21 protein-coding genes and 3 tRNA genes are annotated in these 21,785 nt (G+C 68.2%); 13 read left to right on the top strand and 11 right to left on the bottom strand.

Annotated elements, in window-relative coordinates; translation table 11 throughout:
* The first annotated feature begins 4 nt into the window (after nt 1-4).
* The 6 genes from gyrB to LTL01_RS00400 all read left to right on the top strand — a co-directional run bounded on the left by gyrB (nt 5) and on the right by LTL01_RS00400 (nt 5,849).
* Nucleotides 5-2,047, top strand: a complete 2,043-nt coding sequence (gyrB, locus tag LTL01_RS00425; RefSeq protein WP_236966962.1) for a DNA topoisomerase (ATP-hydrolyzing) subunit B — start codon at nt 5-7, stop codon at nt 2,045-2,047.
* 49 nt (nt 2,048-2,096) lie between these two features.
* A complete protein-coding gene (gyrA, locus tag LTL01_RS00420; protein WP_236966961.1) occupies nt 2,097-4,658 on the top strand; it encodes a DNA gyrase subunit A in 2,562 nt (853 codons plus the stop codon).
* A gap of 37 nt (nt 4,659-4,695) precedes the next feature.
* On the top strand, nt 4,696-5,100 hold the full coding sequence (locus LTL01_RS00415) for a DUF3566 domain-containing protein (RefSeq protein WP_236966960.1): 405 nt from the start codon (nt 4,696-4,698) through the stop codon (nt 5,098-5,100).
* 88 nt (nt 5,101-5,188) lie between these two features.
* Nucleotides 5,189-5,265: transfer RNA gene (locus LTL01_RS00410), tRNA-Ile, on the top strand.
* 11 nt (nt 5,266-5,276) lie between these two features.
* Nucleotides 5,277-5,349: transfer RNA gene (locus LTL01_RS00405), tRNA-Ala, on the top strand.
* 74 nt (nt 5,350-5,423) lie between these two features.
* Complete coding sequence (locus tag LTL01_RS00400) at nt 5,424-5,849, top strand: NUDIX hydrolase (protein ID WP_236966959.1); 426 nt, start codon at nt 5,424-5,426, stop codon at nt 5,847-5,849.
* A 28-nt stretch (nt 5,850-5,877) separates the two neighbouring features.
* Here LTL01_RS00400 and LTL01_RS00395 read toward each other — a convergent pair whose 3' ends face one another.
* Complete coding sequence (locus LTL01_RS00395; protein ID WP_236966958.1) at nt 5,878-6,351, bottom strand: aminoacyl-tRNA deacylase; 474 nt, start codon at nt 6,349-6,351, stop codon at nt 5,878-5,880.
* Nucleotides 6,344-6,928, bottom strand: coding sequence for a DNA helicase (locus LTL01_RS00390; protein WP_236966957.1), 585 nt, complete (start codon nt 6,926-6,928; stop codon nt 6,344-6,346). The genes LTL01_RS00395 and LTL01_RS00390 overlap by 8 nt, the downstream gene beginning before the upstream one ends.
* A gap of 96 nt (nt 6,929-7,024) precedes the next feature.
* On the opposite strand from LTL01_RS00390, the gene LTL01_RS00385 reads away from it, so the two are divergent.
* On the top strand, nt 7,025-7,597 hold the full coding sequence (locus LTL01_RS00385; protein WP_053546702.1) for a peptidylprolyl isomerase: 573 nt from the start codon (nt 7,025-7,027) through the stop codon (nt 7,595-7,597).
* A 10-nt stretch (nt 7,598-7,607) separates the two neighbouring features.
* Entirely contained in the window at nt 7,608-8,480 is an 873-nt protein-coding gene (locus tag LTL01_RS00380; protein ID WP_236966956.1) for a rhomboid family intramembrane serine protease, read from the top strand.
* 92 nt (nt 8,481-8,572) lie between these two features.
* Here the strand turns inward: LTL01_RS00380 and LTL01_RS00375 are convergent, their stop codons facing one another.
* Entirely contained in the window at nt 8,573-8,812 is a 240-nt protein-coding gene (locus LTL01_RS00375) for a cell division protein CrgA (protein WP_053546700.1), read from the bottom strand.
* Nucleotides 8,813-8,866: 54 nt separating this feature from the next.
* On the opposite strand from LTL01_RS00375, the gene LTL01_RS00370 reads away from it, so the two are divergent.
* The 3 genes from LTL01_RS00370 to LTL01_RS00360 are packed head-to-tail and all read left to right on the top strand — an operon-like array spanning nt 8,867 to nt 10,444.
* Entirely contained in the window at nt 8,867-9,643 is a 777-nt protein-coding gene (locus LTL01_RS00370; RefSeq protein ID WP_236966955.1) for a class E sortase, read from the top strand.
* Nucleotides 9,643-9,798: a hypothetical protein gene (locus LTL01_RS00365; RefSeq protein ID WP_236966954.1), complete on the top strand. Its 156-nt coding sequence runs from the start codon at nt 9,643-9,645 to the stop codon at nt 9,796-9,798. The genes LTL01_RS00370 and LTL01_RS00365 overlap by 1 nt, the downstream gene beginning before the upstream one ends.
* Nucleotides 9,799-9,808: 10 nt before the next feature.
* On the top strand, nt 9,809-10,444 hold the full coding sequence (locus tag LTL01_RS00360) for an anthranilate synthase component II (RefSeq protein WP_236966953.1): 636 nt from the start codon (nt 9,809-9,811) through the stop codon (nt 10,442-10,444).
* Here the strand turns inward: LTL01_RS00360 and pknB are convergent.
* From pknB to LTL01_RS00325, 7 genes are all read right to left on the bottom strand, one after another.
* Nucleotides 10,426-12,117, bottom strand: coding sequence for a Stk1 family PASTA domain-containing Ser/Thr kinase (gene pknB / locus LTL01_RS00355; RefSeq protein ID WP_308195158.1), 1,692 nt, complete (start codon nt 12,115-12,117; stop codon nt 10,426-10,428). The genes LTL01_RS00360 and pknB overlap by 19 nt on opposite strands.
* Before the next feature lie 97 nt (nt 12,118-12,214).
* Nucleotides 12,215-13,969 (bottom strand): serine/threonine-protein kinase, encoded by a 1,755-nt coding sequence (locus LTL01_RS00350; RefSeq protein ID WP_236966952.1) that lies wholly within the window; start codon nt 13,967-13,969, stop codon nt 12,215-12,217.
* Nucleotides 13,966-15,423, bottom strand: a complete 1,458-nt coding sequence (locus LTL01_RS00345; protein WP_236966951.1) for a peptidoglycan D,D-transpeptidase FtsI family protein — start codon at nt 15,421-15,423, stop codon at nt 13,966-13,968. Before LTL01_RS00345 ends, LTL01_RS00350 begins: the two co-directional genes overlap by 4 nt.
* Before the next feature lies 1 nt (nt 15,424).
* On the bottom strand, nt 15,425-16,831 hold the full coding sequence (locus LTL01_RS00340; protein ID WP_236966950.1) for an FtsW/RodA/SpoVE family cell cycle protein: 1,407 nt from the start codon (nt 16,829-16,831) through the stop codon (nt 15,425-15,427).
* Complete coding sequence (locus tag LTL01_RS00335; protein ID WP_236966949.1) at nt 16,828-18,066, bottom strand: PP2C family protein-serine/threonine phosphatase; 1,239 nt, start codon at nt 18,064-18,066, stop codon at nt 16,828-16,830. The genes LTL01_RS00340 and LTL01_RS00335 overlap by 4 nt, the downstream gene beginning before the upstream one ends.
* 14 nt (nt 18,067-18,080) lie before the next feature.
* Nucleotides 18,081-18,644 (bottom strand): FHA domain-containing protein FhaB/FipA, encoded by a 564-nt coding sequence (locus LTL01_RS00330; protein ID WP_236966948.1) that lies wholly within the window; start codon nt 18,642-18,644, stop codon nt 18,081-18,083.
* A complete protein-coding gene (locus tag LTL01_RS00325; RefSeq protein WP_236966947.1) occupies nt 18,641-19,387 on the bottom strand; it encodes an FHA domain-containing protein in 747 nt (248 codons plus the stop codon). The genes LTL01_RS00330 and LTL01_RS00325 overlap by 4 nt, the downstream gene beginning before the upstream one ends.
* A gap of 225 nt (nt 19,388-19,612) precedes the next feature.
* Here LTL01_RS00325 and LTL01_RS00320 point away from each other — a divergent pair.
* Nucleotides 19,613-19,696: transfer RNA gene (locus LTL01_RS00320), tRNA-Leu, on the top strand.
* Between the two features lie 212 nt (nt 19,697-19,908).
* Here the strand turns inward: LTL01_RS00320 and LTL01_RS00315 are convergent.
* Nucleotides 19,909-20,757, bottom strand: a complete 849-nt coding sequence (locus LTL01_RS00315) for a hypothetical protein (protein ID WP_236966946.1) — start codon at nt 20,755-20,757, stop codon at nt 19,909-19,911.
* A 639-nt stretch (nt 20,758-21,396) separates the two neighbouring features.
* Here LTL01_RS00315 and LTL01_RS00310 point away from each other — a divergent pair.
* Nucleotides 21,397-21,708, top strand: a complete 312-nt coding sequence (locus LTL01_RS00310) for a hypothetical protein (protein ID WP_236966945.1) — start codon at nt 21,397-21,399, stop codon at nt 21,706-21,708.
* Nucleotides 21,709-21,785 lie beyond the last annotated feature (77 nt).

Here is a 21,785-nt window from a genome sequence, read left to right as displayed (position 1 = left end):
ACTTATGACGTCCGATAACCCTGGAAGCGTTCCCGAGGAACCCGAATCGCGACCGTCCTCCGCGGTCCCCAACGAGTACGGTGCCGACGCCATCCAGGTGCTCGAGGGACTCGAGGCCGTGCGCAAGCGTCCCGGCATGTACATCGGCTCCACCGGTGAGCGGGGTCTGCACCACCTGGTCTACGAGATCGTCGACAACTCCGTCGATGAGGCCCTCGCCGGCTACTGCGACGCGATCGAGGTCACGATCCTCGCCGACGGCGCGGTGCGCGTGGTCGACAACGGTCGCGGGATCCCCGTCGACATGCACAAGACCGAGGGCAAGTCCACGGTCGAGGTGGTCCTGACCGTCCTGCACGCCGGCGGAAAGTTCGGCGGCGGCGGATACGCGGTCTCCGGTGGTCTGCACGGCGTCGGCTCGTCGGTCGTGAACGCCCTCTCCTCCCGCCTCGAGGTGGAGGTCAAGCGCCAGGGTTCGGTGTGGCGTCAGTCGTACGCGACCGGTGGTGTCTCCCAGGCGCCGCTCGCCAAGGGCGAGGACAGCACCGAGACGGGGACGACGATCACGTTCTGGCCCGATGACACGATCTTCGAGACCGTCGTCTTCGACTACGACACGCTGCGCACCCGCTTCCAGCAGATGGCGTTCCTCAACAAGGGGCTGCGCATCAGCCTCCGCGACGAGCGCCCGGAGGGGCTCGTCGACATCGACGGTCTCGCCGATGCGGATGCCGCACCCCAGCCTCGCAGCGACAGCTTCCTCTACGAACGGGGCCTCGTCGACTACGTCGAGCACCTCAACCGCGTCCGTCACGCGGAGGTCGTCAACGACGAGATCATCGAGGTCGAGTCCGAGGACACCGAACGGAAGATCGCGATGGAGCTCGCGATGCAGTGGACGACGAGCTACACCGAGAACGTCTTCACCTTCGCCAACACGATCAACACGCACGAGGGCGGCACGCACGAGGAGGGGTTCCGGGCGGCGCTCACCACGCTGGTGAACCGCTATGCCCGCGCGCAGAACCTCCTCAAGGAGAAGGACGACAACCTCACGGGTGAGGACATCCGCGAGGGGCTCACCGCCGTGATCTCCGTGAAGCTCTCCGAGCCCCAGTTCGAGGGTCAGACCAAGACCAAGCTCGGCAACACGGAGGCGAAGGCCTTCGTCCAGAAGGTCGTCGGCGACAAGCTCGGGGACTGGTTCGACCGCAATCCCGTGCAGGCCAAGAACGTCATCCGCAAGGCCATCGACGCGGCATCCGCGCGTATGGCGGCACGCAAGGCCCGCGAGACCGCGCGACGCAAGAGCGTGTTCGAGTCGGCGGCGATGCCCGACAAGCTGAAGGACTGCACGAGCAAGGATCCCTCGATCAGCGAGATCTTCCTCGTCGAGGGTGACTCCGCAGGTGGTTCGGCCGTGCAGGGCCGCGACCCGCACACCCAGGCGATCCTGGCGTTGCGCGGAAAGATCCTGAACGTCGAGCGCGCGCGCCTGGACAAGGCGCTGTCGAACAAGGAAGTCCAGGCGATGATCCAGGCCTTCGGCACGGGCATCGGCGAGGACTTCAGCATCGACAAGGCGCGGTATCACAAGATCGTGCTGATGGCGGATGCCGATGTCGACGGTCAGCACATCACCACGCTGCTGCTCACCCTGCTCTTCCGCTACATGCGCGGACTCATCGAGGCCGGCTTCGTCTACCTCGCGCAGCCGCCGCTGTACCGCCTGAAGTGGTCGAACTCGCCGCACGAGTACGTCTTCAGCGATCGAGAGCGCGACGCACTGCTTGCCGACGGCATCGCCTCCGGCAAGCGGATCCCGAAGGACAACGCGGTGCAGCGCTACAAGGGTCTGGGCGAGATGAACGCCAAGGAGCTGTGGGAGACCACGATGGACCCCGAGACCCGCACCCTCAAGCAGGTGACGATCGATGACGCCGCCGCGGCCGACGAGATCTTCACCGTGCTCATGGGCGAGGACGTCGAGTCGCGGCGCGGGTTCATCCAGCGCAACGCCAAGGACGTCCGCTTCCTCGACATCTGATCTCGTCGCCTCACGCGCACGGAATTCACCGGAATCGAACTGAGAACACATGACTGACGAAGAGCGCCCCGCCGCTGCCGCACACAACCACGGCCACATCGACCAGGTCGACCTGCAGGCCGAGATGCAGCGCAGCTACCTCGACTACGCGATGAGCGTCATCGTCGGTCGCGCGCTGCCGGATGTCCGCGACGGACTCAAGCCCGTGCACCGCCGCGTGCTCTACGGCATGTACGACGGCGGCTTCCGTCCCGACAAGTCGTTCTCGAAGTGCGCCCGCGTCGTCGGCGAGGTGATGGGTCAGTACCACCCGCACGGCGACTCGGCGATCTACGACGCCCTCGTGCGTCTCGTCCAGCCGTGGTCGATGCGCTACCCGCTCGCGCTCGGGCAGGGGAACTTCGGTTCTCCCGGGAACCAGGGGGCCGCGGCCCAGCGCTACACCGAGACGAAGATGGCTCCGCTCGCGCTCGAGATGGTGCGCGACATCGAAGAGGAGACCGTCGACTTCCAGGACAACTACGACGGTCAGACGCAGGAGCCGACGGTCCTGCCGGCGCGGTTCCCGAACCTGCTCGTCAACGGCTCGGTGGGTATCGCGGTCGGTATGGCGACGAACATCCCGCCGCACAACCTCCGCGAGGTCTCCTCCGGCGCGCTGTGGGCGCTGGAGAACCCCGAGGCCACCCGCGAAGAGCTTCTCGAGGCGCTCATGGAGCGCATCCCCGGCCCCGACTTCCCGACTGCCGCGCAGATCCTCGGCACGAAGGGCATCAAGGAGGCGTACCGCACCGGTCGCGGCTCCATCACGATGCGCGCCGTCGTCAGCATCGAAGAGATCCAGGGCCGCACGTGCCTGGTGATCACCGAACTGCCCTACCAGGTGAACCCCGACAACGTCGCGGTGAAGATCAGCGACCTCGCCCGCGAGGGCAAGATCACGGGCATCGCCGACATCCGCGACGAGACCTCCGACCGCACCGGCCAGCGCCTGGTCATCGTGCTCAAGCGCGATGCCGTGGCGAAGGTCGTGCTGAACAACCTGTACAAGCACACGCAGCTGCAGGAGAACTTCGGCGCGAACATGCTCGCGATCGTCGACGGTGTTCCCCGCACCCTGCCGCTCGACGGGTTCATCTCGTACTGGATCACGCACCAGATCGAGGTCATCGTCCGCCGGACGACGTATCGCCTCCGCGAGGCCGAGAAGCGCATGCACATCCTGCGTGCGTACCTCAAGGCGCTCGACGCGCTGGACGAGGTGATCGCGCTCATCCGCCGGTCGCCGACCGTGGATGAAGCCCGCGGGGGTCTGAAGTCGCTGCTGGACATCGATGACATCCAGGCCGATGCGATCCTGTCGATGCAACTGCGTCGTCTTGCCGCGCTGGAACGCCAGAAGATCATCGACGAGGCCACCGAGCTCGAGGCGCGGATCGAGGACTTCAAGGACATCCTCGCCACCCCGGCCCGGCAGCGCTCGATCATCCACGAGGAGCTCACCGCGATCGTCGACAAGTTCGGCGACGACCGGCGCACCCACATCCTCCCCGGCTTCGACGGCGACATGTCGGTCGAAGACCTCATCCCCGAGGAGGAGATGGTCGTCAGCGTCACCCGCGACGGCTACATCAAGCGGACGCGCAGCGACAACTACCGTTCGCAGCACCGCGGTGGCAAGGGTGTGAAGGGTGCACAGTTGCGCGCCGACGACGTCGTCGAGCACTTCTTCGTCACCACGACCCACCATTGGCTGCTGTTCTTCACGAACAAGGGCCGCGTCTACCGCGCCAAGGGCTACGAGGTCCCCGAGGCCGGTCGCGACGCGAAGGGTCAGCACGTCGCCAACCTCCTCGCGCTGCAGCCGGGTGAGGAGATCGCGCAGATCCTCGACATCCGCGACTACACCGCCGCGACCTACCTGGTCCTGGCCACCCGCAGCGGCCTGGTGAAGAAGACCCGTCTCACCGAGTACGACACCAACCGTCAGGGTGGCATCATCGCGATCCGCCTCCGCGCTCAGGACGAGGAGGACGGCGACGAACTCGTCAGCGCTCTCCTCGTCGACGAGGACGACGACATCCTCCTCATCAGCCGGCACGGCATGTCGCTTCGCTTCACGGCGACGGATGCCTCGCTCCGACCGATGGGTCGTTCCACCGAGGGCGTGAAGGGCATGGACTTCCGCGGCGACGATTCGCTGCTGTCGGCATCCGTCGCCCGAGATGATGCGTTCGTGTTCGTCGTGACCGAGGGTGGTTACGCCAAGCGCACCGCCGTCGACCAGTATCGGACGCAGAATCGCGGTGGACTCGGCATCAAGGTGGCCAAGTTGCACGAGGAACGCGGTGATCTCGCGGGCGGTCTGATCGTCTCGGAGGTGGACGAGGTCTTGGTGGTTCTTGCCAGCGGCAAGGTGGTACGCTCTGCCGTGGCCGAGGTCCCCGCCAAGGGTCGCGACACGATGGGTGTCGTGTTCGCCCGCCCCGATGACGAAGATCGCATCCTCGCGATCGCTCGGAACGGTGAGCGAGGCCTGGCCGAGGAGGCGCCCGTCGAGAGCGACGAGGCAGCCGAGCCCGCATCGGGCACCGAATCCGAAGCCCCTTGATCCCGCCGAAGGGCGCCGTCCGAGAGAGTATTGACGCATGAGCACGGTAGCCGACAAGCTCGCCCGCAAGTCCAGTAGCAAGACCAGTGCGAAGCAGGTCCGCCTGCGCCTGGTGTACGCCGATTTCTGGTCGGCGGTCAAGCTGTCCTTCCTCGCGGCGATCGCCCTCGCGATCGTGACGGTGGTGTCCTTCGTCCTGATCTACCTCGTCGTGCAGACGACGGGTCTGATCGACCGGGCTGACGAGTTCTTCGGCAGCTTCTCGGACGGCAACTTCCTGCTGTCGCAGTTCATCAGCCTTCCGCAGGTGCTGGCATTCGCCGCCGTCGTGGCGATCCTGAACCTGGTCGTGGTGACGGTGCTCGGGGCGGTCACCGCGGGCATCTACAACCTCGCCGTGAAGGTGACCGGCGGCCTGCTGGTCGGCTTCACCTCGAACTGACCCTCCGGACGTCGCTCCGATTCGTGAAAACCGCGCGATTCGGGTAAAGTCTTCGAGGTTGACCGACGTGCGAACGCCGGTCGCAAGCGGGGCTATAGCTCAGGCGGTTAGAGCGCTTCACTGATAATGAAGAGGTCCCAGGTTCAAGTCCTGGTAGCCCCACCACCGCACATTTCGGGGCCTTAGCTCAGTTGGTAGAGCGCCTGCTTTGCAAGCAGGATGTCGGGAGTTCGATTCTCCCAGGCTCCACAGGACAGGAAAGCCGGCCTTCGGGCCGGCTTTCGTCGTTTCCACCGTGATCCCCATCCGTCGTAGGGTGAAGCATGGATTTGCGGGTCGCGGCGTATGCCGTCATCGTCGACCCGGATGATCGACTTCTCCTGGCGCACTGGAATGAGGGGCGCCGCGCCGCGTGGACGCTTCCCGGCGGCGGACTGGAGGCAGGCGAGGATCCCGAGCGCGCGGCTCGCCGCGAGGTGCGGGAGGAGACCGGCTACCGGGTGGAGCTGAAGGGCCTTCTCGGCATCCACTCGCGGGTGATCCCCCCGACACGGCGGCTGGTCGACGACGCGACGGTGCCTCTGCACACCCTGCGTATCGTCTACCGCGGCGAGGTCGTCGGAGGGAAGCTGCGCAACGAGGTCGACGGGTCCACGGATCGCGCGGAGTGGTTCCCCCGTGCGGGAGTGCGGCGCCTGCAGCGGGTGAAGCTCGTCGACATCGCTCTGCGCATGTACGACGACGCGTGAGTCCTCGAACCCGCGCGGACCGATGCCGTCAGCCGAGCGGCTGGGAGATGTCGGCCACGATCGCATCGTAGGCGGAGATCAGGTCGTCCGCGTCGACGAAGAGACTGAAGCCGTGGGCGCCGGCGCCCATGGCGATGCGCTGTCCGGCGATGCGCTCATCGGCGTAGACGGGCCACTCGGTCGCGCTGCCGATGGGGACGATGGTCCCGCGCTCATAGCCTGTGGCGGCCAGTGCCCGATCGGGATCGGGGAGTTGCAGCTTGTTCACGCCCACGACCGTGCGGAGCTTCGGCCAGGAGATGCCCCGGTCGCCGGGGACCAGTGCGAACAGGTACGTGTCGTCGCTGCGCTTGACCACGAGGGTCTTCACGATCGTCGACGGCGACACACCGAGAAGCCCGGCCGCCTCCTCGAGGGAGTGTGCGGCCGGGCGTTCCCGGAACTCGACGGTCAGGCCGCGTGCCGTGGCGGCATCGCGGACCCGCGCGAGAGGATCACTCATCCGGTGCGCGCAGCGGGTCGTCCGCCACCCACAACTCGTCGTCGGCACGGAGCGTCTGCCACGCGGCGTAGATGACGCCCAGAGCGGCAGCGGCACCGAGGATGATGGCGATGACGCCGCCGGCGCCCATCCCCTGCTTCTTCGGCTGCAGGCCCGAGAGCTGCGACGAGATCTTCTTCGTCGCCTTTGCACCGTACTTGTCGGCCTTCTTGGCGTACTTCTTCGCGTCGGGGAGGGACAGGCCCTTGCCGGCGGCGAAACGGGCACGCGTGTCGTTGGCGGCATCCCACACCGACAGTGCGGAGCCTACGACGGCACCCGCGGCCGGAACGACCGCGTCGTTGAGCACGCGCCGCGACACGGTCACGCTCTTGTCCACATAGGGGGCTGCGTACTTCTCGTACCCCTGCTTCACCTGCGGCGTGATCTGCTCGCGCCGGAAGTTGCCGAGCTGGTGCCCCGCCTCCCGTGCGATGCCCGCGGCTTCGTTCACGAGAACCTGCTGCGACTCCCACAGGCTGTTCGCCTGCTTCTGGAGCTTGCGGAGTTCCTTCTTGCGCTTACGGCTGAGGCTCACAGTGCCCTCCATTCGGCCCGGACTGATGTAGTCCCATCCTGCCAGACCGCCTTCTCGACGGCAGGGGTTGGACAGAACTCTGGAAGAATGTTACCCATGCCCATCCACACCGCTGTCGCCACCCTGCACACCAACCACGGCGACATCGTCGTCAACCTCTTCGGCGACCACGCCCCCCGCACGGTTCAGAACTTCATCGGCCTCTCCGACGGCTCCGCGTCCTGGACGCACCCGTCCACCGGCGCCGCCGGCGAGGGCCCTCTGTACAAGGACGTCATCTTCCACCGCATCATCGCGGGCTTCATGATCCAGGGCGGAGACCCGCTCGGTGTCGGCACCGGCGGCCCCGGCTACACCTTCAACGACGAGATCAGCCCGGAGCTGACCTTCACGGAGCCCTACAAGCTGGCCATGGCCAACGCCGGCTCGCGCCGCAACGCCATCACCGGCGAGGTGCAGGGCACCAACGGTTCGCAGTTCTTCATCACCGTCCCCGGTCAGGGTGGTCGTGGCCCCGAGTGGCTGCAGGGCAAGCACACCATCTTCGGTGAGGTCGCCGATGACGCCTCCAAGGCCGTGGTCGACACGATCAGCGGCGTTCCCACCGCGGCCGGTGACCGTCCGGTCGAGCCCGTGGTCATCCAGTCGATCGACATCGTCTCGGTCTGATCCGCCCTTCGTGACCAGCGATCAGTTCCGCCGGAACAGCGAGAACTACTGCTACCGGCATCCGGACCGGCAGAGCTTCGTGCTGTGTCAGCGGTGCCTGCGCACCATCTGCCCGGAATGCCAGACACCGGCCGCCGTCGGCGTCGTCTGCCCGGAGTGCATGAAGGAGCAGCAGAAGGCGCAGTCCCCGGCGCAGAAGAAGGCGGAACGTCGCTGGTCGCGCGCGCGTCCGATGGCGATGGCGGTCTCCGGGGGCCGCCCGATCGTGACGTACGCGATCATCGCGCTGACCGCGTTCGTCTTCCTGCTCCAGCTGATCCCCGTGCTCGGCCCGCAGGTCGAGAACGCCCTGCTGTTCTGGGCGCCCTACATCTACTCGGAGGGGGCGTTCCAGCCGTGGCGACTGGTCACGGTGGCGCTGGTGCACTCCGGCTTCTGGCACGTGGGACTGAACATGCTCGCCCTGTGGCTGATCGGCCGCAGTCTCGAGCCGCTCCTCGGGCGATGGCGGTTCCTCACGCTCTACGTGCTGAGCGCGATCGGCGGATCGGTCGCGGTCGCGCTGCTGTCACCGCTCACGCCCGTCGTCGGGGCATCCGGCGCGATCTTCGGACTCTTCGGTGCCCTGCTGATCATCGGCCGCCACATCGGCGCGAACATCACGGGCATCGCGATCATCCTCGGGATCAACCTCGTGATCGGCTTCATCCCGGGCTTCAACGTGTCGTGGCAGGCGCACATCGGCGGCCTGCTGACGGGACTTGCGATCGGGTTCCTCTTCACGCGGACGAAGAAGAAGAGTCAGCGGACGGTGCAGATCCTCCTGCTCGCGGCGGTCGCCGCGGTCCTGGTGGCGCTGCTGTTCGTGCCTGTGCTCATCTGATCCCCGGCCACCCGGAGCGGGAAGTTATCCACAGGCCTATCCCCAGTTGGGGATGAATCACACGGGTGTAATTCCTGGAATCCGACCGGTTCTCAGCGCCAGCGCGTGGTCATCAGGAAGCCGATGAAGGCGATGCCGAAGCCGACGACCAGGTTCCATCCGGCGATGCCGGGGATGGGGAACTGCATGCCGCTCAGGTAGAACACGAGGATCCACACCAGTCCGACCAGCATGAGGCCGATCATGATGGGCTTGAACCACACCGGGTTGGGCGCGGCCTCACCTTCTGCGCGCTCGATCAGCGAGTCTTCGTCGTTGCCGCGTCGTGCCATGCGCTCGATTCTAGCCGGGAGGAACCTCCCACCGCCCTATGCGAGAATCGCCGGGTGGAGCAGACCCGAGCGAGCAGGCGTCAGGCCGCGGCGCGCCCGCGCCCTCGGCGGCGCGTCTCGATCATCGGCGTCTTCGGCGAACTGCTCATCACCGCCGGTGTGCTGGTCATGCTGTACGTGGTGTGGCAGCTCTGGGTCGGCGACCTCATCTACGGGGCGCAGAACAACGCCGCCGCGGAGGAGCTGTCCCAGACGTGGGCCGAGCAGTACACACCGCCCGAGCCGGACGGTGAGGTTCTGCCACCTGAGGAGCCGGCATCCGTCGAACCGGTGATCCTGCCGGAACCTGCCGACACCGAGGTGTTCGGCATCATGCGCGTCCCGCGTTTCGGTGACGACTACGCCGTGCAGATGGCGGGCGGTGTCACCCGCGCCGGAACCCTGGACACCATCGGCATCGGCCACTACCCGGGAACGGCGATGCCGGGCGAGGAGGGCAACTTCGCCGTCGCCGCGCACCGCACCACCTACGGCGCGCCCTTCAACCGCATCGCCGAACTGAAGGTGGGCGACGCGATCGTGGTGGAGACCCCCGCCGGGTGGTACACCTACCGCTTCCGGACGCTGGAATACGTCACCCCGAGCGAGACCGATGTGCTCCGCCCTGTGCCGCAACAACCGGATGTCCCCGCCAACGGAAAGTACATCACCTTGACCAGCTGCTCACCGATGTTCTCCCTGGCCGAGCGCATCGTCGGCTACGGCGTGTTCGAATCGTTCACGCCGTACGCCGACGGCCCGCCCGCGGCCCTCAGCGAAGGACTGGCCTGATGTACGGCGCCCTGTGGCGGATCCTTCCCGGCCCGTGGTGGATCCGGCTCCTGATCGTTCTGATCCTCCTGGCCGCGGTGCTATACGCCCTGGCGTTCTACGTCTTCCCGTGGGTGAGCGAGTTCGTCAACCCGCAGGAGGTCACGGTCGAGTGAGCGCACGCGCGTGAACGCCGTGCTCGTCGTGGACAACCACGACAGCTTCGTCCACACCCTCGTCGACTACCTGCACCAGCTCGGGGCCACCACCGACCTGCGCGAGGCCGACGACATCACGGATGCCGCAGCAGCGGTCCGCGGATATTCCGGGGTGCTGGTCTCCCCCGGTCCGGGCCGTCCCGCGGACGCCGGCGCATCGATCGACGCCGTCCGCGCGGCCGTCGATGCCGGCATCCCCCTCCTCGGCGTGTGCCTCGGACACCAGGCGATCGCGGAAGCGTACGGGGCGCGCGTCGACCACGCGCCGGAGCTCATGCACGGGATCACCTCTCCCGTGCATCACGGAGGCGATCCCCTCTTCGCCGGACTCGCCGAGCCCTTCACCGCCACGCGCTACCACTCCCTCGCCGTGATCGAGGAGACCCTGCCGGCGGAGATCGTCGTCACGGCGCGGACCGAGAGCGGCGTCGTCATGGGGATCCGCCACCGCAGCGCACCCGTCGTGGGCGTGCAGTTCCATCCCGAGAGCGTCCTCACCGAGGGTGGGCATCGGCTCCTCGGCAACTGGCTCGCCGATCTGGGGTTCACCGACGCCGCGGAGCGGGGCGCGCGACTCACTCCGCGTCAGGCGCCGGTGCAGTAGGTGAGCGTGATCTCGGAGCGGTAGGGCACGTCGCCGGGGGCGAGGGACTGCGCGGTCACCGTCGGCTGGGGCGTCGCCGTGCAACCGCCGTCCTCCTGCGGGATCACGGTGAGTTCGAGCGCCTCCAGCTCACGCGTCGCGGCATCCAGCCTGTACCCGGTGACGTCGTTGATCGTCACGCGACCGGAGGCGACCACGAGGTTCACCGCGGTGCCCACCGCGATGGAGGATTCCGCCGTCTGGTCGGCGGAGATCACGATGTTCTCGGCAAGCGCCGGGTCGTTCCGCGAGCTCACGGTCCCGAGGGTGAGGCCTGCCTGCTCGAGCGCCGCGGTGGCTTCGTCGCGGGTCAGCCCCGCGAGCTCGGGGACGGTGGCCAGCTCCTGACCGCGCGAGACGAACACCCGCACCTCCTGCCCGGGCGACATCGAGGTGCCGGGGGCGGGTTCGGTGCGGATCACGTTGCCGACGGCGACGTCGATGGAGTCCTCCTCCACGCGGATGGCGAGGAGGTCGGCGTCGGCGAGCTCCGCGTTCGCCCGGTCGTACGTCATGCTCGAGACGTCCGGGACGACGGCGGCGTTGGTGGGGACGTCGGTGGGCTGCAGGGAGAGCACCCAGATGACGACGGAGATGAGGAGCACGGCGAGGACCGCCACCCCCGACCAGATCCACGCGACCGGGGGCCCGGCCTGCGTGCGCTTCATCGTCGTGTCGGTGCTCAGCTGGCGGAGCGAGCGTGCCGTCTCGGCCGCCTGACGGGGGTTGGGACCGTACAGCTCGCTCGTGAGCGCACCGAGTGCGCGCTTCGACGGCGCACGCCCGTCGATGGTCGCGTCGAGTGCCTCGCGGAAGCTCGCGGCATCCTGATACCGCTGGAAGGGGTCCTTCGCCAGCGATCGCAGCGCGACGGCGTCGAGCGATCGCGGGACGGTGTCGCGGATCTCGGACGGCGCGACGGGGGCTTCGCTGACGTGCTGATAGGCGACGGCGACCGGCGACTCGCCGCGGAACGGCGGCCGTCCGGCCAGCAGCTCGTAGAGCACGACGCCGGTGGAGTACAGATCGGCGCGCGCGTCGACGGGTTCGCCCTTGGCCTGCTCGGGCGAGAAGTACGACGCGGTTCCGATGATGGCCGTCGTCTCGGCGACGGTCGAGGAGCTGTCCGACACCGCGCGGGCGATGCCGAAGTCCATGACCTTCACCTGTCCGGCATCCGTCACCATGACGTTGCCGGGCTTGATGTCGCGGTGGACGACACCGGCGCGGTGCGAGTACTCGAGGGCCTCGAGGATGCCGTCGACGTATCGGATCGCCTCGTCGACGGGAACGGGGCCCTCGGCGATGATGTCCTTGAGCAGTGCGCCCTTGACGAGCTCCATCACGATGAACGGCACGGGGCGGACGACGCCGTCCTTGCCGGTCTCGGAATCCTCGCCGGCGTCGAAGACGCGGACGATGGTGGGGTGGGCCATGCGGGACGCCGCCTGCGCCTCGAGGCGGAAACGCGTACGGAACGCGTTGTCGCCGGCGAGGTCGCGATCGAGGATCTTGATGGCCACCTCGCGCCCGAGGGTGAGGTCGTATCCGCGGTAGACGCTGGCCATACCGCCGCGCCCGATGGGCTCGTCGATACGGTAGCGGCCGGAAAGCACGCGCGGATCAGCGGTCACTGTCTCCCCCTGTCTGGAACATCAGCCACACTAGCCGAGCGCCCGGGCGGCGACCTGGGAACAGGCCGCCGCCCGGGCGATGTCGGATGCGTGCGCCTTACTCGTCCGTGGTCGGGTTCGGGTCGGGCGTCGGGCCGGGGGCCGGGGGCTGCTCGATCGTCGCGGTGGCCTCCGGGGAGGTCGGCGAGGTGCGCTCACCCGACGGTCCGCCCGAGCAGGTGACCGTGTAGGTCACGATGAGCGTGCCGCTGCCGTTGTTCGGGATCGTGATCTGCGCGTTCCGGTCGTTCGCGCCGAAGGACGAGGACGACTGCCCGTTGGCGAACGTGCCGTTGGAGGCGGTGAGGTTGTACGCGCTCGGAGACCCCTCGCCCGACGGACAGGTGTACCCGGGCCAGCTGACATCGATCGCGCCGCCGGGGGCGACCGTCGCCGAGTTCAGCGCCGGGGCTCCCGGGGTCTCGAGGGCCGTCTGCTCGCCGTACGCGGTGAGGTTGATCGTCGTCCCGGCGGGGACGCGTCCGGTCGGGTCGACGGTGTAGACCAGTCCGACCTCGCCCTCGGTGGGGGCGGCGTTTCCGGTGGTGCAGCTGGCGACGAGGTCGACGCCTTCCAGGACTCCCCGCGCGTCGTCGCACGACAGGCCGATGAGACCGAGGGAGTTCACGTCGACCCGCTCCTCCGTGGGGGTGGGATCGGGTGTCGGGGTCTCTTCGGTCTGGGTGGGGGTCGGTGTCGTGGGGGCGGGCTCGGGGTCGCCCTGGTTCGCGAGCACCGCCCAGAGCGTTCCGCCGAGGACCAGGAGGAGGAGGACGATGAGCGCGATCAGCGGCCACGTCCAGGGGCTCCGCTTCTTCTTCTCGGTCGTCGCCTCGGCGTCGGGATCGGCATCCGCGTCGAGGGGGACGGCGGCCGTGGCGGGGAGCAGGCGGGTCGCGGCCTGGGTGTCGCTTCCGGCGGTGAGGAGCTGTGTGACGTCGTCGACGCCCGCCGCACCCGCGATGGCGGGGACCGCGGCCACGGCGGCGGCCATGTCGCCGTGGCGGAGCGCGGTCGCCGCCCGGGCGACGGCAGCCGCGGTGGCGGGGCGCTCCTCGGGCTTCTTGGCGATCATCGCCATGACGAGGTTCTGCACCGGGACGGCGACGGTCGCCGGCAGCGGCGGGGGCTGCTCGTTGATCTGCGCCATCGCGATCGCGACCTGCGATTCGCCGGTGAACGGTCGACGACCAGCCAGGCACTCGTAGGCGACGATGCCCAGGGAGTACACGTCCGTCGCGGGGGAGGCCGGGTGGCCGGACGCCTGCTCGGGCGAAAGGTACTGGACCGTCCCCATGACCTGGCCGGTCGCGGTGAGCGGAACCTGGTCGGCGATGCGCGCGATGCCGAAGTCGGTGATCTTCACCCGACCGTCGGGGGTGATGAGGAGGTTGCCGGGCTTGATGTCGCGGTGCACGAGTCCCGCGGCGTGCGCGGCCTGCAGCGCGGAGGACGTCTGCGCGACGATGTCGAGGGTCTTGTCGCTGGAGAGCGACCCGTCGCGCTCGAGGATCGTCGACAGGGCCTCGCCGGGGACGAGCTCCATGACGAGGAACGCCGAGCCCGCCTCCTCGCCGTAATCGAAGACGCTGGCGATGCCCTCGTGGTTGACGAGGGCGGCGTGCCGGGCCTCGGCGCGGAAGCGCTCGAGGAAGCCGGGATCCCCCATGTACTCGTCTTTGAGGATCTTGATCGCGACGGTCCGCCCGATGACATGGTCGGTGGCTTCCCACACTTCACCCATGCCGCCGATCGCGATCCGCGAATCCAGCTCGTAGCGGCCGCCGAAGGTCACTCCTTGCGTCGGTCTCATCTGCCCAGCACCGCCTCCATGACCTGTTTCGCGATAGGCGCGGCGATGGTGTTGCCGCTGCCCGATTGTCCCTGACCGCCGCCGTCCTCGACCACGACGGCCACGGCGACCTGGGGGTCGTCCGCCGGAGCGAATCCGGTGAACCACAGTGTGTACGGCGCACCCGCGCCGTTCTCCGCGGTACCGGTCTTACCGGCCACGTCGACCCCGTCTATTCTTGCACCCGACGCCACGCCGTCTGAGACATTGGCGACCATCATCTCGAGCAGGTCCGCCGCGACATCCGGCTCCATCGCGCGGCCGTACTCGGTCGGGTCGAAGGTCTGCTGGACCGACAGATCCGGGCCGATCACGCGGCGGATCATCTGGGGGTTCATCACGAGTCCCTCGTTGGCGATGCCGGCGGAGACCATGGCGATCTGCAGCGGTGTCGCGGTGACCTGGCCTTGGCCGAACCCGGTCAGCGCGGTCTGCGCGTCGTCGAGTCCGCGGGGGTAGCTCGACGGTGTCGAGGTCAGTGGGATCTCGAAGCTGGAGTTGAACCCGAACTTCTCCGCTTCCTCGCGGATGGCGTCATCGCCCAGCTCCACGGCGAGCTCGGCGAAGGGGATGTTGCAGCTCAGCCGCATCGCCGTCTCCAGCGTCACCTCCGCGCCCTCTCCGCACGTGCCGCCGCTGGCGTTGCGCAGAACGCTGGAGGACTGGGGCAGACGGTAGGAGGCCGGGTTGGGGAAGGTGGATTCGGGCGTGTACTCGCCGGAAGCAAGGGCGGCGGAGGCGACCACGAGCTTGAACACGGATCCGGGCGGGTTCAGGTCGCCCGCGATCGCGCGGTTCGACAGGGGCTTGCCCGGGTCGGCGACGAGTGCGTCGTACGCCTCGTTGACCTCGGCCGTGCGATGAGAGGCGAGCAGGTTGGTGTCGAAGCTCGGGCTGGACACGAGGGCGAGGATGCGGCCCGTGGACGGGTCCATCGCCACGACGGCGCCCTCGAGGTCGCCGAGTGCGTCGTACGCGGCCCGCTGAACCTCGGCATCCAGCGTCAGGGCGACGTTCGACCCGCGCGGCGGCTGACCGGTGATGATGCGGTCGAGGCGCGAGAAGAACTGCGACCCGGAGGTGCCGCTCAGCGGCTGGTTCATCGCCAGCTCGAGACCGGTCGCCGCGCCCAGCGCGGGGTTGATGTAGCCGGTGACGGGCGCCCACATGTCGGGGTCGACGTACTGACGCTGCCAGCTGTACACGTCGTCGGACGGAACCGAGGAGGCGATCACGGCGCCGCTGGCGATGATCGACCCCCGCTGGACCTCGTAGGAGTCGTAGAGGGCCCGGGTGTTCTGCGAGTTCTGCTGCAGGGCATCGGCCTGCACCACCTGGATCCAGCTGACCGATCCGAAGAGGGCGAGGAACATCGCGAGCATCACGATGCTGAGACGTCGGAGTTCTTTGGTCATGTCAGCCGATCACCACCCGGGGACGACTGCGGACGGCATCCGAGATCCGCAGCAGGAGTGCCACGATGATCCAGTTCGCCACCAGGGAGGATCCGCCGGCGGCGAGGAACGGGGTCGTGAGGCCGGTGAGCGGGATCACCCGTGTCACACCGCCGACCATGATGAACACCTGCAGCGCGATCGTGAACGACAGCCCCGTCGCGAGGAGCTTGCCGAAGTCGTCCTGTCCGGCGAGGCCGATGCGGATCCCGCGGCTCGTGAACACCATGTACAGGCAGAGGATCGCGAAGACGCCGATCAGGCCGATCTCCTCGCCGAGGCTCGGCAGGATGTAGTCGCTCTCGGCGACGGGCGTCAGGTACGGCCGACCCTGGCCGAGGCCCGTGCCGACGAGACCGCCCTGGGCGAGACCGAAGATGCCCTGCACCAGCTGGTAGCTGCCGCCGGGGGCGTCGATCACCGCGGGGTTGAAGGCGTCGAGCCAGTTCGTGAAGCGTCCCTGCACGTAGGGGAGCACGCGGGTTGCCGCGAACGCGCCGACCGCGACGAGGACGAGGCCGATGAAGACCCAGCTCGTCTTCCCCGTGGCGACGTAGAGCATCGCCACGAACATGCCGAAGATCAGCAGGCCCGTGCCGAGGTCGCGCTGGAGCACGATGATGCCGAGGGAGACGAGCCAGAAGACCAGGACCGGGCCGAGTTCGCGGGCGCGCGGCCACGTGATTCCGAGGATCTTGGTGCCGGTGGTGGTCAGGCTCTCCCTCGTGCGCACGAGGTAGCCGGCGAAGAAGATCGCCAGGCACAGCTTCGCCAGCTCGCCCGGCTGGAACGTGAAGAAGCCGACGTCCACCCACACGTCGGCGTTGCCGCCGGCGCTCAGCCCCGGAATGACGGGGAGGACCAGCAGCAGGATGCCGACGAAACCGAAGATGTAGGTGTAGCGGAAGAGCACCCGATAGTTCTTCAACAGCACGACCACGGCGATCGCGAGGACCACCGCGATCCCCGCCCAGGCCAATTGGCGCGTGGAGAACGCGCCCCAGCCGAACCGGATCGCGGCGATGTCGAGCCGGTAGATCATCGCGATCCCGAGCCCGGTGAGCAGGGTGGCGATCGGCACGACGAACGGGTCGGCATCCCGTGCCACGAGGCGCAGCACGATGTGGAGGGCCACGACGAGCGCCGTGAGGCCGCCGCAGTAGATGAGGAAGCGCCAGTTGATCTCTCCGAGCGCGCCGAGCTGCACCAGCGCGACGGCCGACCAGGTCAGCGCGAGCGCGAAGATCAGCAGGGCGAGCTCGCGGTTGCGCTGCGTCTGCGGGACGCGGAGGCGCCGCAGGGCCCGAATGACGGCGGTGTCGCTCGAGACCGTATCGGGTGCGTCGGGGCGTGCCGGTGCCGCGCTCATCCGCCTCCTCCTGCCGTCTCACTGATCGTGGCGACGATACGACGTGCGTCTGGGAGGGAGCTCGCCGAGATGGTCTGCTCGATCGTCGCCTGCGCGAACTCCGGAAGCGAATCGAGCGGGATGCCGGTGTCTTCGTAGGGGTTCGACAGGGAGATCGGGCCGATGTCCTGTTGGACGCCGCGGAAGATCACCACGGTGTCTTCGTCGGCGCCGACGTAGTAGCGCGTCTGCGTCCACTGGTAGCCGCCCCACAGGCCCACCGCGAGGATGCCGAGGACGAGCACCACGCCGATGATCCAGCCGAACCGGCGGCGGCGGCCGCGTCGACGGTCTTCCTCGATGAGCTCCTCGAGGAACTCCGCGGCGGGCTCGAAGTGGGTCGGTTCGTTCGCCGCCTGCCGGTTGGGATGCAGCCAGCTGGTGCGTCCGGGGCGGGCTGCGGGCACCTCGATGCCCTGCGGGTTCGACGCGGAGCCGACGATCGTGGGGGTCCCGGAGAACACCGGATGCGCGCCGCCGACGTCGGCGATGACGATCGTGACGTTGTCGGGAGCGCCGCCGTCGAGGGCTTGCTTGAGCAGGATGTCGGCGGTGCGGCCCGGGGTGAGTCCCTGGCTGAGCGCCTTCGCGGTGTGGGCGTCGTCGACGACGCCGGAGAGGCCGTCCGAGCAGAGCAGCCACCGGTCGCCCGGCTGCGTCGGCATGATGAACGTGTCGAGCTCGGGGTTCGGATCCATGTCGCCGAGCACCCGCATGAGGACGGACCGGCGCGGGTGGTAGCGCGCCTCTTCGGGCGTGATGCGGCCCGAGTCGACGAGGCGCTGGACGAACGTGTGGTCGGTGGTGATCTGGGTGAGCTCGTCGTCGCGGTACAGGTAGATCCGCGAGTCGCCGATGTGCGCGATGACGGCGTAGTCGTTGACCATCACCATGGCGCTGACGGTCGTGCCCATCCCGGCGAGTTCGGGGCGGACGTCCACGGTGTCGATCAGCGCGCGGGCGGTCTCCGAGACGCCGTCCCGCAGGGCCCGTTCAGCATCCGACGGCGACGCGTAGGGGTGGTCGAGACGTTCGAGCCGGGTGACGGCGATGCTCGAGGCGACGTCGCCGCCGGCGTGACCGCCCATGCCGTCGGCGACGAGGAACAGGTTCGATCCGGCATAGCCGGAGTCCTGGTTGTTGGAGCGCACCTTGCCGGTGTGCGAGATCGCGGCGCTCGAGCCCTGGAAGACCATGTGGAGGGTTCCGCTTACGCCCGCAGCTCGAAGGTCGTCGCGCCGACCTTGATGGGAGCGCCGAGGGTCACCGGGACGGGCGTCGACACGCGGGCGCCGTCGTGCCAGGTGCCGTTGGTCGAGTCGAGGTCCTGCAGCATCCACTGCTCGCCCCACAGGATCAGGCGGGCGTGGTGGCTGGAGGTGTAGTCGTCGCGGATCACGAGACCGGACTCGCTCGAGCGGCCGATCGTGAGCGGTTCGTTTCCGAGCGGGAGCTCGAGTCCCGCTTTCGGGCCCGACGTGATGACGATGCGCGTCGCCGACGTGGTCGTCGCCGGCCCGCCCTTGGCGCCGTCGCGCGGAGCGGAACCGGATGCCGGGCGGTCGGTCACGGGCGCGGTGGTGTTCGCTCGGGGCGCGGCCGGCGCCGGCGCGGGGGCCGCGGCCGCGGGTGCACCGGCCTCGGCGGGCTCCGGCATCCGTCGCACCTTGACGCCGAACAGGTCGGCGCGCAGCGAGTAGACGACGCCGAAGACGAACGCCCACAGCAGGACGAGGAAGCCGATGCGCAGCAGGAGGAGAGTCAGTTCGCTCATGCGAGGGGTCCGCCTTCGCGCAGATCGTAGGCCCGCGTCGCGTCGGCCGCAGGGAGGGGCGGACGCGGCGGAGTGGCGGCCTGGGCGACCACGCGGAAGACGATGTCGGTGCGTCCGATGGTCACCACGGAGTCGGGGGCGAGGGCGGCTTCGCCGACCTTCTGGCCGTTGAGTTTGGTGCCGTTGGTGGACTTCAGGTCGCGCACCATGGCGCGCTCGCCGTCCCACAGGATCTCGATGTGCCGGCGCGACGTTCCGGAGTCGGCGATGGTGATGTCGGCGTCGCTGCCGCGCCCGATGACGGTGCGGGACTTCGCGAGGGTGTGACGTTGACCGTCGATGTCGACGACGCCGCGCCAGGAGACCTCGCCGCCTTGGGCGGTGGCGCTGTCGACGCGGAGCGTTCCGGTGGACAGTTGGGGATCGCGCTCGAGGGTGATCGAGACGGGGCCGGCGAAGCTGTAGCCCTGAGCCTTGGCGTGCTTGTGGACCAGCGTGTCGAGCTCGTGGATGAGGGCCCCGCCGAGGGCCGCCATCTTCTCGTCGTCGGCGGGGGCGAGGCGCACGGCGAACGTGTTGGGCGCGAGGATGCGGTCGCGGGTGACGACGGCGGCCTTCTTGTCGAGTTCGCTGCGAAGAGCGGAGGCGATCTCGACGGGCTGGATGCCGCTGCGGAAGGTCTTCGCGAACGCGCTGTTCACGGCGCGCTCGAGACCTTTCTCGAAGCTGTCAAGTAGTCCCACGGGGCTCCTCGGAGGGCGGTTCCGGTTGGTACATGGTAATTGCACATGAGCATCGGTGCCGTGCGAGTGGACGAAGGGAGGGAAGTGCGGGCGGTCGGGCCGTCGTCGGGCGGGTCGGGTGCGTCCTCGGGTCATTCTGCCCCGTCGGGGCGCTCGGGCGCGATTCCGCGGGCGGATTCGGGCGTGATATCCTCGCACAGTTGCGTCGGCAGGGGACTGCCGTTCGCGCGAGTGGCGGAATAGGTAGACGCGCTGGCTTCAGGTGCCAGTGCCCGCAAGGGCGTGGGGGTTCAAGTCCCCCCTCGCGCACAGCGAGGCCCTGTATGGAAATACAGGGCCCTGTGTTTGGAAATACGAAGAACGACGCGGCCGGAGCGATTTCGCTCCGGCCGCATCGTTCGTTTCGGGGTTCGTGGGCGTCGCGCGCGGGACTGGGAGCCCGGGGGCGCTGTCGGATGCAACACGAGTAGCCCCTTTCGGGGCTGCTCGCGGTGGTGTTCAGTTCGGGTGTGGCTGTTCGCTCAGTGCGGGAGCGGGTTGCCGTGTTCGTCGGTTCGTCGGCGCTGGCGCTGCTTCGGTGAGTCGTCGATGGCGGCCTTGTATTTGGCTTCGAGGAAGCTGACGATGCGTCGGATGTTCGACAGCGCGAATGCCATGGCGGCGCTGAGTGCCTGGTACGCGTAGCCGCGGGGGCGGCGCTTTTCGGGGTTGCCGAGGTCGGTGGCTGCGTCGGATTTGACGTACTGGTTGTTCGACTCGACGTGGCTGCGCAGTCCGTACCATGCCCTCCACTCGTCGCTCTTGTGCTCGAAGGCCTGAAGGCGCTTGATGACGCGCATGCTGACGGCGTCCTCGGGGGCGAGCGTGAACGTCCTCTTCTTCAGGACGGGCTTGACCTGCTTCTTGGTGGCAGGGTCGATACACATCACGTTCGACAGATCGGGGTATGTGAAGCGCAACCGGCCCTCGTGGTCGGGGCGGCCATGGTCCTTCAGTTGATACGCGGTGCGTGACGCGAGCCGCGCCTGATAGGTCCGCTGGTCGATGCGGCCGGCCTTGAAGTCGACGCGTGCGGTGACGAGATGTTCGGGCATCCACTTCACGTAGGGGCGGCCGCCGACGAAGATGACGTCGTCGATGGCGCCGTGCAGCCCGCTGTTCTTGACCTTGTAGTCAAAGACGGTGCGGAATCGCTTCGCCATCAGGGGCTTCTGGAAGTTCTCTACCTTGGAGCCGTCGCGGTAGAGGCGGTCGCCGATGAGGAGTGCGCGTTCGTGCTCGCCGAACTCGCGGCAGTGGTAGTCCACAGCAATGCGGGGACCGTGCTTGGTGTGGCCGGGCTGGTGCATGACGACGGCGGTGGTGAGCACTGCTCGACGACGTCTCAGCGGAGTGGGCGGCGCGCTACCGGAGCATCGCTCGCCTTACCCGGAACCTCGGCCGCTTGCCCCGCCGCAGCGACGACGGCGTCGAGAACCGGGACGTCTCCTGGGTCGCCGACCAGCGGCGCTCAACCACGCTGACACCGACGCAGTGGCAACTGCTGTCCCTGTTGCCGGGGTGGGCCGAAGGGACGCGGGATGTCCAATGGTTCGAGCGCGCCGAGGAGCGGCGGGTGTTCATCACCCGCCACGGCCGTCTTCCCCTGTCCGAAACGCCGAGAAGCCGGAGCGGTCACTGGCGCACTGGTACTCCCGTCAGTGCGTAGCGGTCCGCGACGGCCTGCTATCTCGGGAGCGGGACGAGGCGCTCGCCTACGCGATGCGCGGACTGCCCGAGTGATGGGTAGGGGTCGGCGGCGCCGGGAGACTCCGGAGAGCAGCCCACGCCCACGTTGATAAAGTTATCAGCGCTCATTCCTGGCCGTGGGCGCCGATGACGTACCGGCGCACCAGGGGCGATGGCTGGAGAACGCCGCGGACTTCGAGGCCACCGTTACAGTGTGGGCCATGGCAGATGATGGGATTCGCACCTACAACACCGTCGTCGGTTGATTCATCGCGATTGGGGTGGCGTTGTTCGCGGGCCTCATGTGGTGGGCGGCCGGCTCCCCCGGTCTCGGTGACATCGGCAAGCCGCTCCTCGCCGGCGAGTACGGCTGCTGGAGCGGCGGCGGCCAGGGGCTCGGTGCCACGACAGGGCCGACCCTCACCGTCCGCGACGGCGAGGTCGTCGGCGCGTCCTACTTCAACATGACCACCGGGGACGATGACCCGGTGCCGTTCAGCAACGTCGAGATCCTGTCGACGACAAGAGTAAGAGTGGACAGTGTCCATCCGCTGGGCGACAACATCCCCGGCACCTTCGTCTGCGAGAAGTAGCCGCTCCCACCGGCCCGCGATCGTCTTGGGGACCGCGCCATGCGATCTGCGGGCGCGGACGGGGTCGCCGGGGGAGG

It is taken from the genome of Microbacterium aurantiacum (assembly GCF_021654035.1).
Lineage (GTDB): Bacteria > Actinomycetota > Actinomycetes > Actinomycetales > Microbacteriaceae > Microbacterium > Microbacterium aurantiacum.
This window is presented reverse-complemented; position numbering and strand designations above follow the sequence as displayed.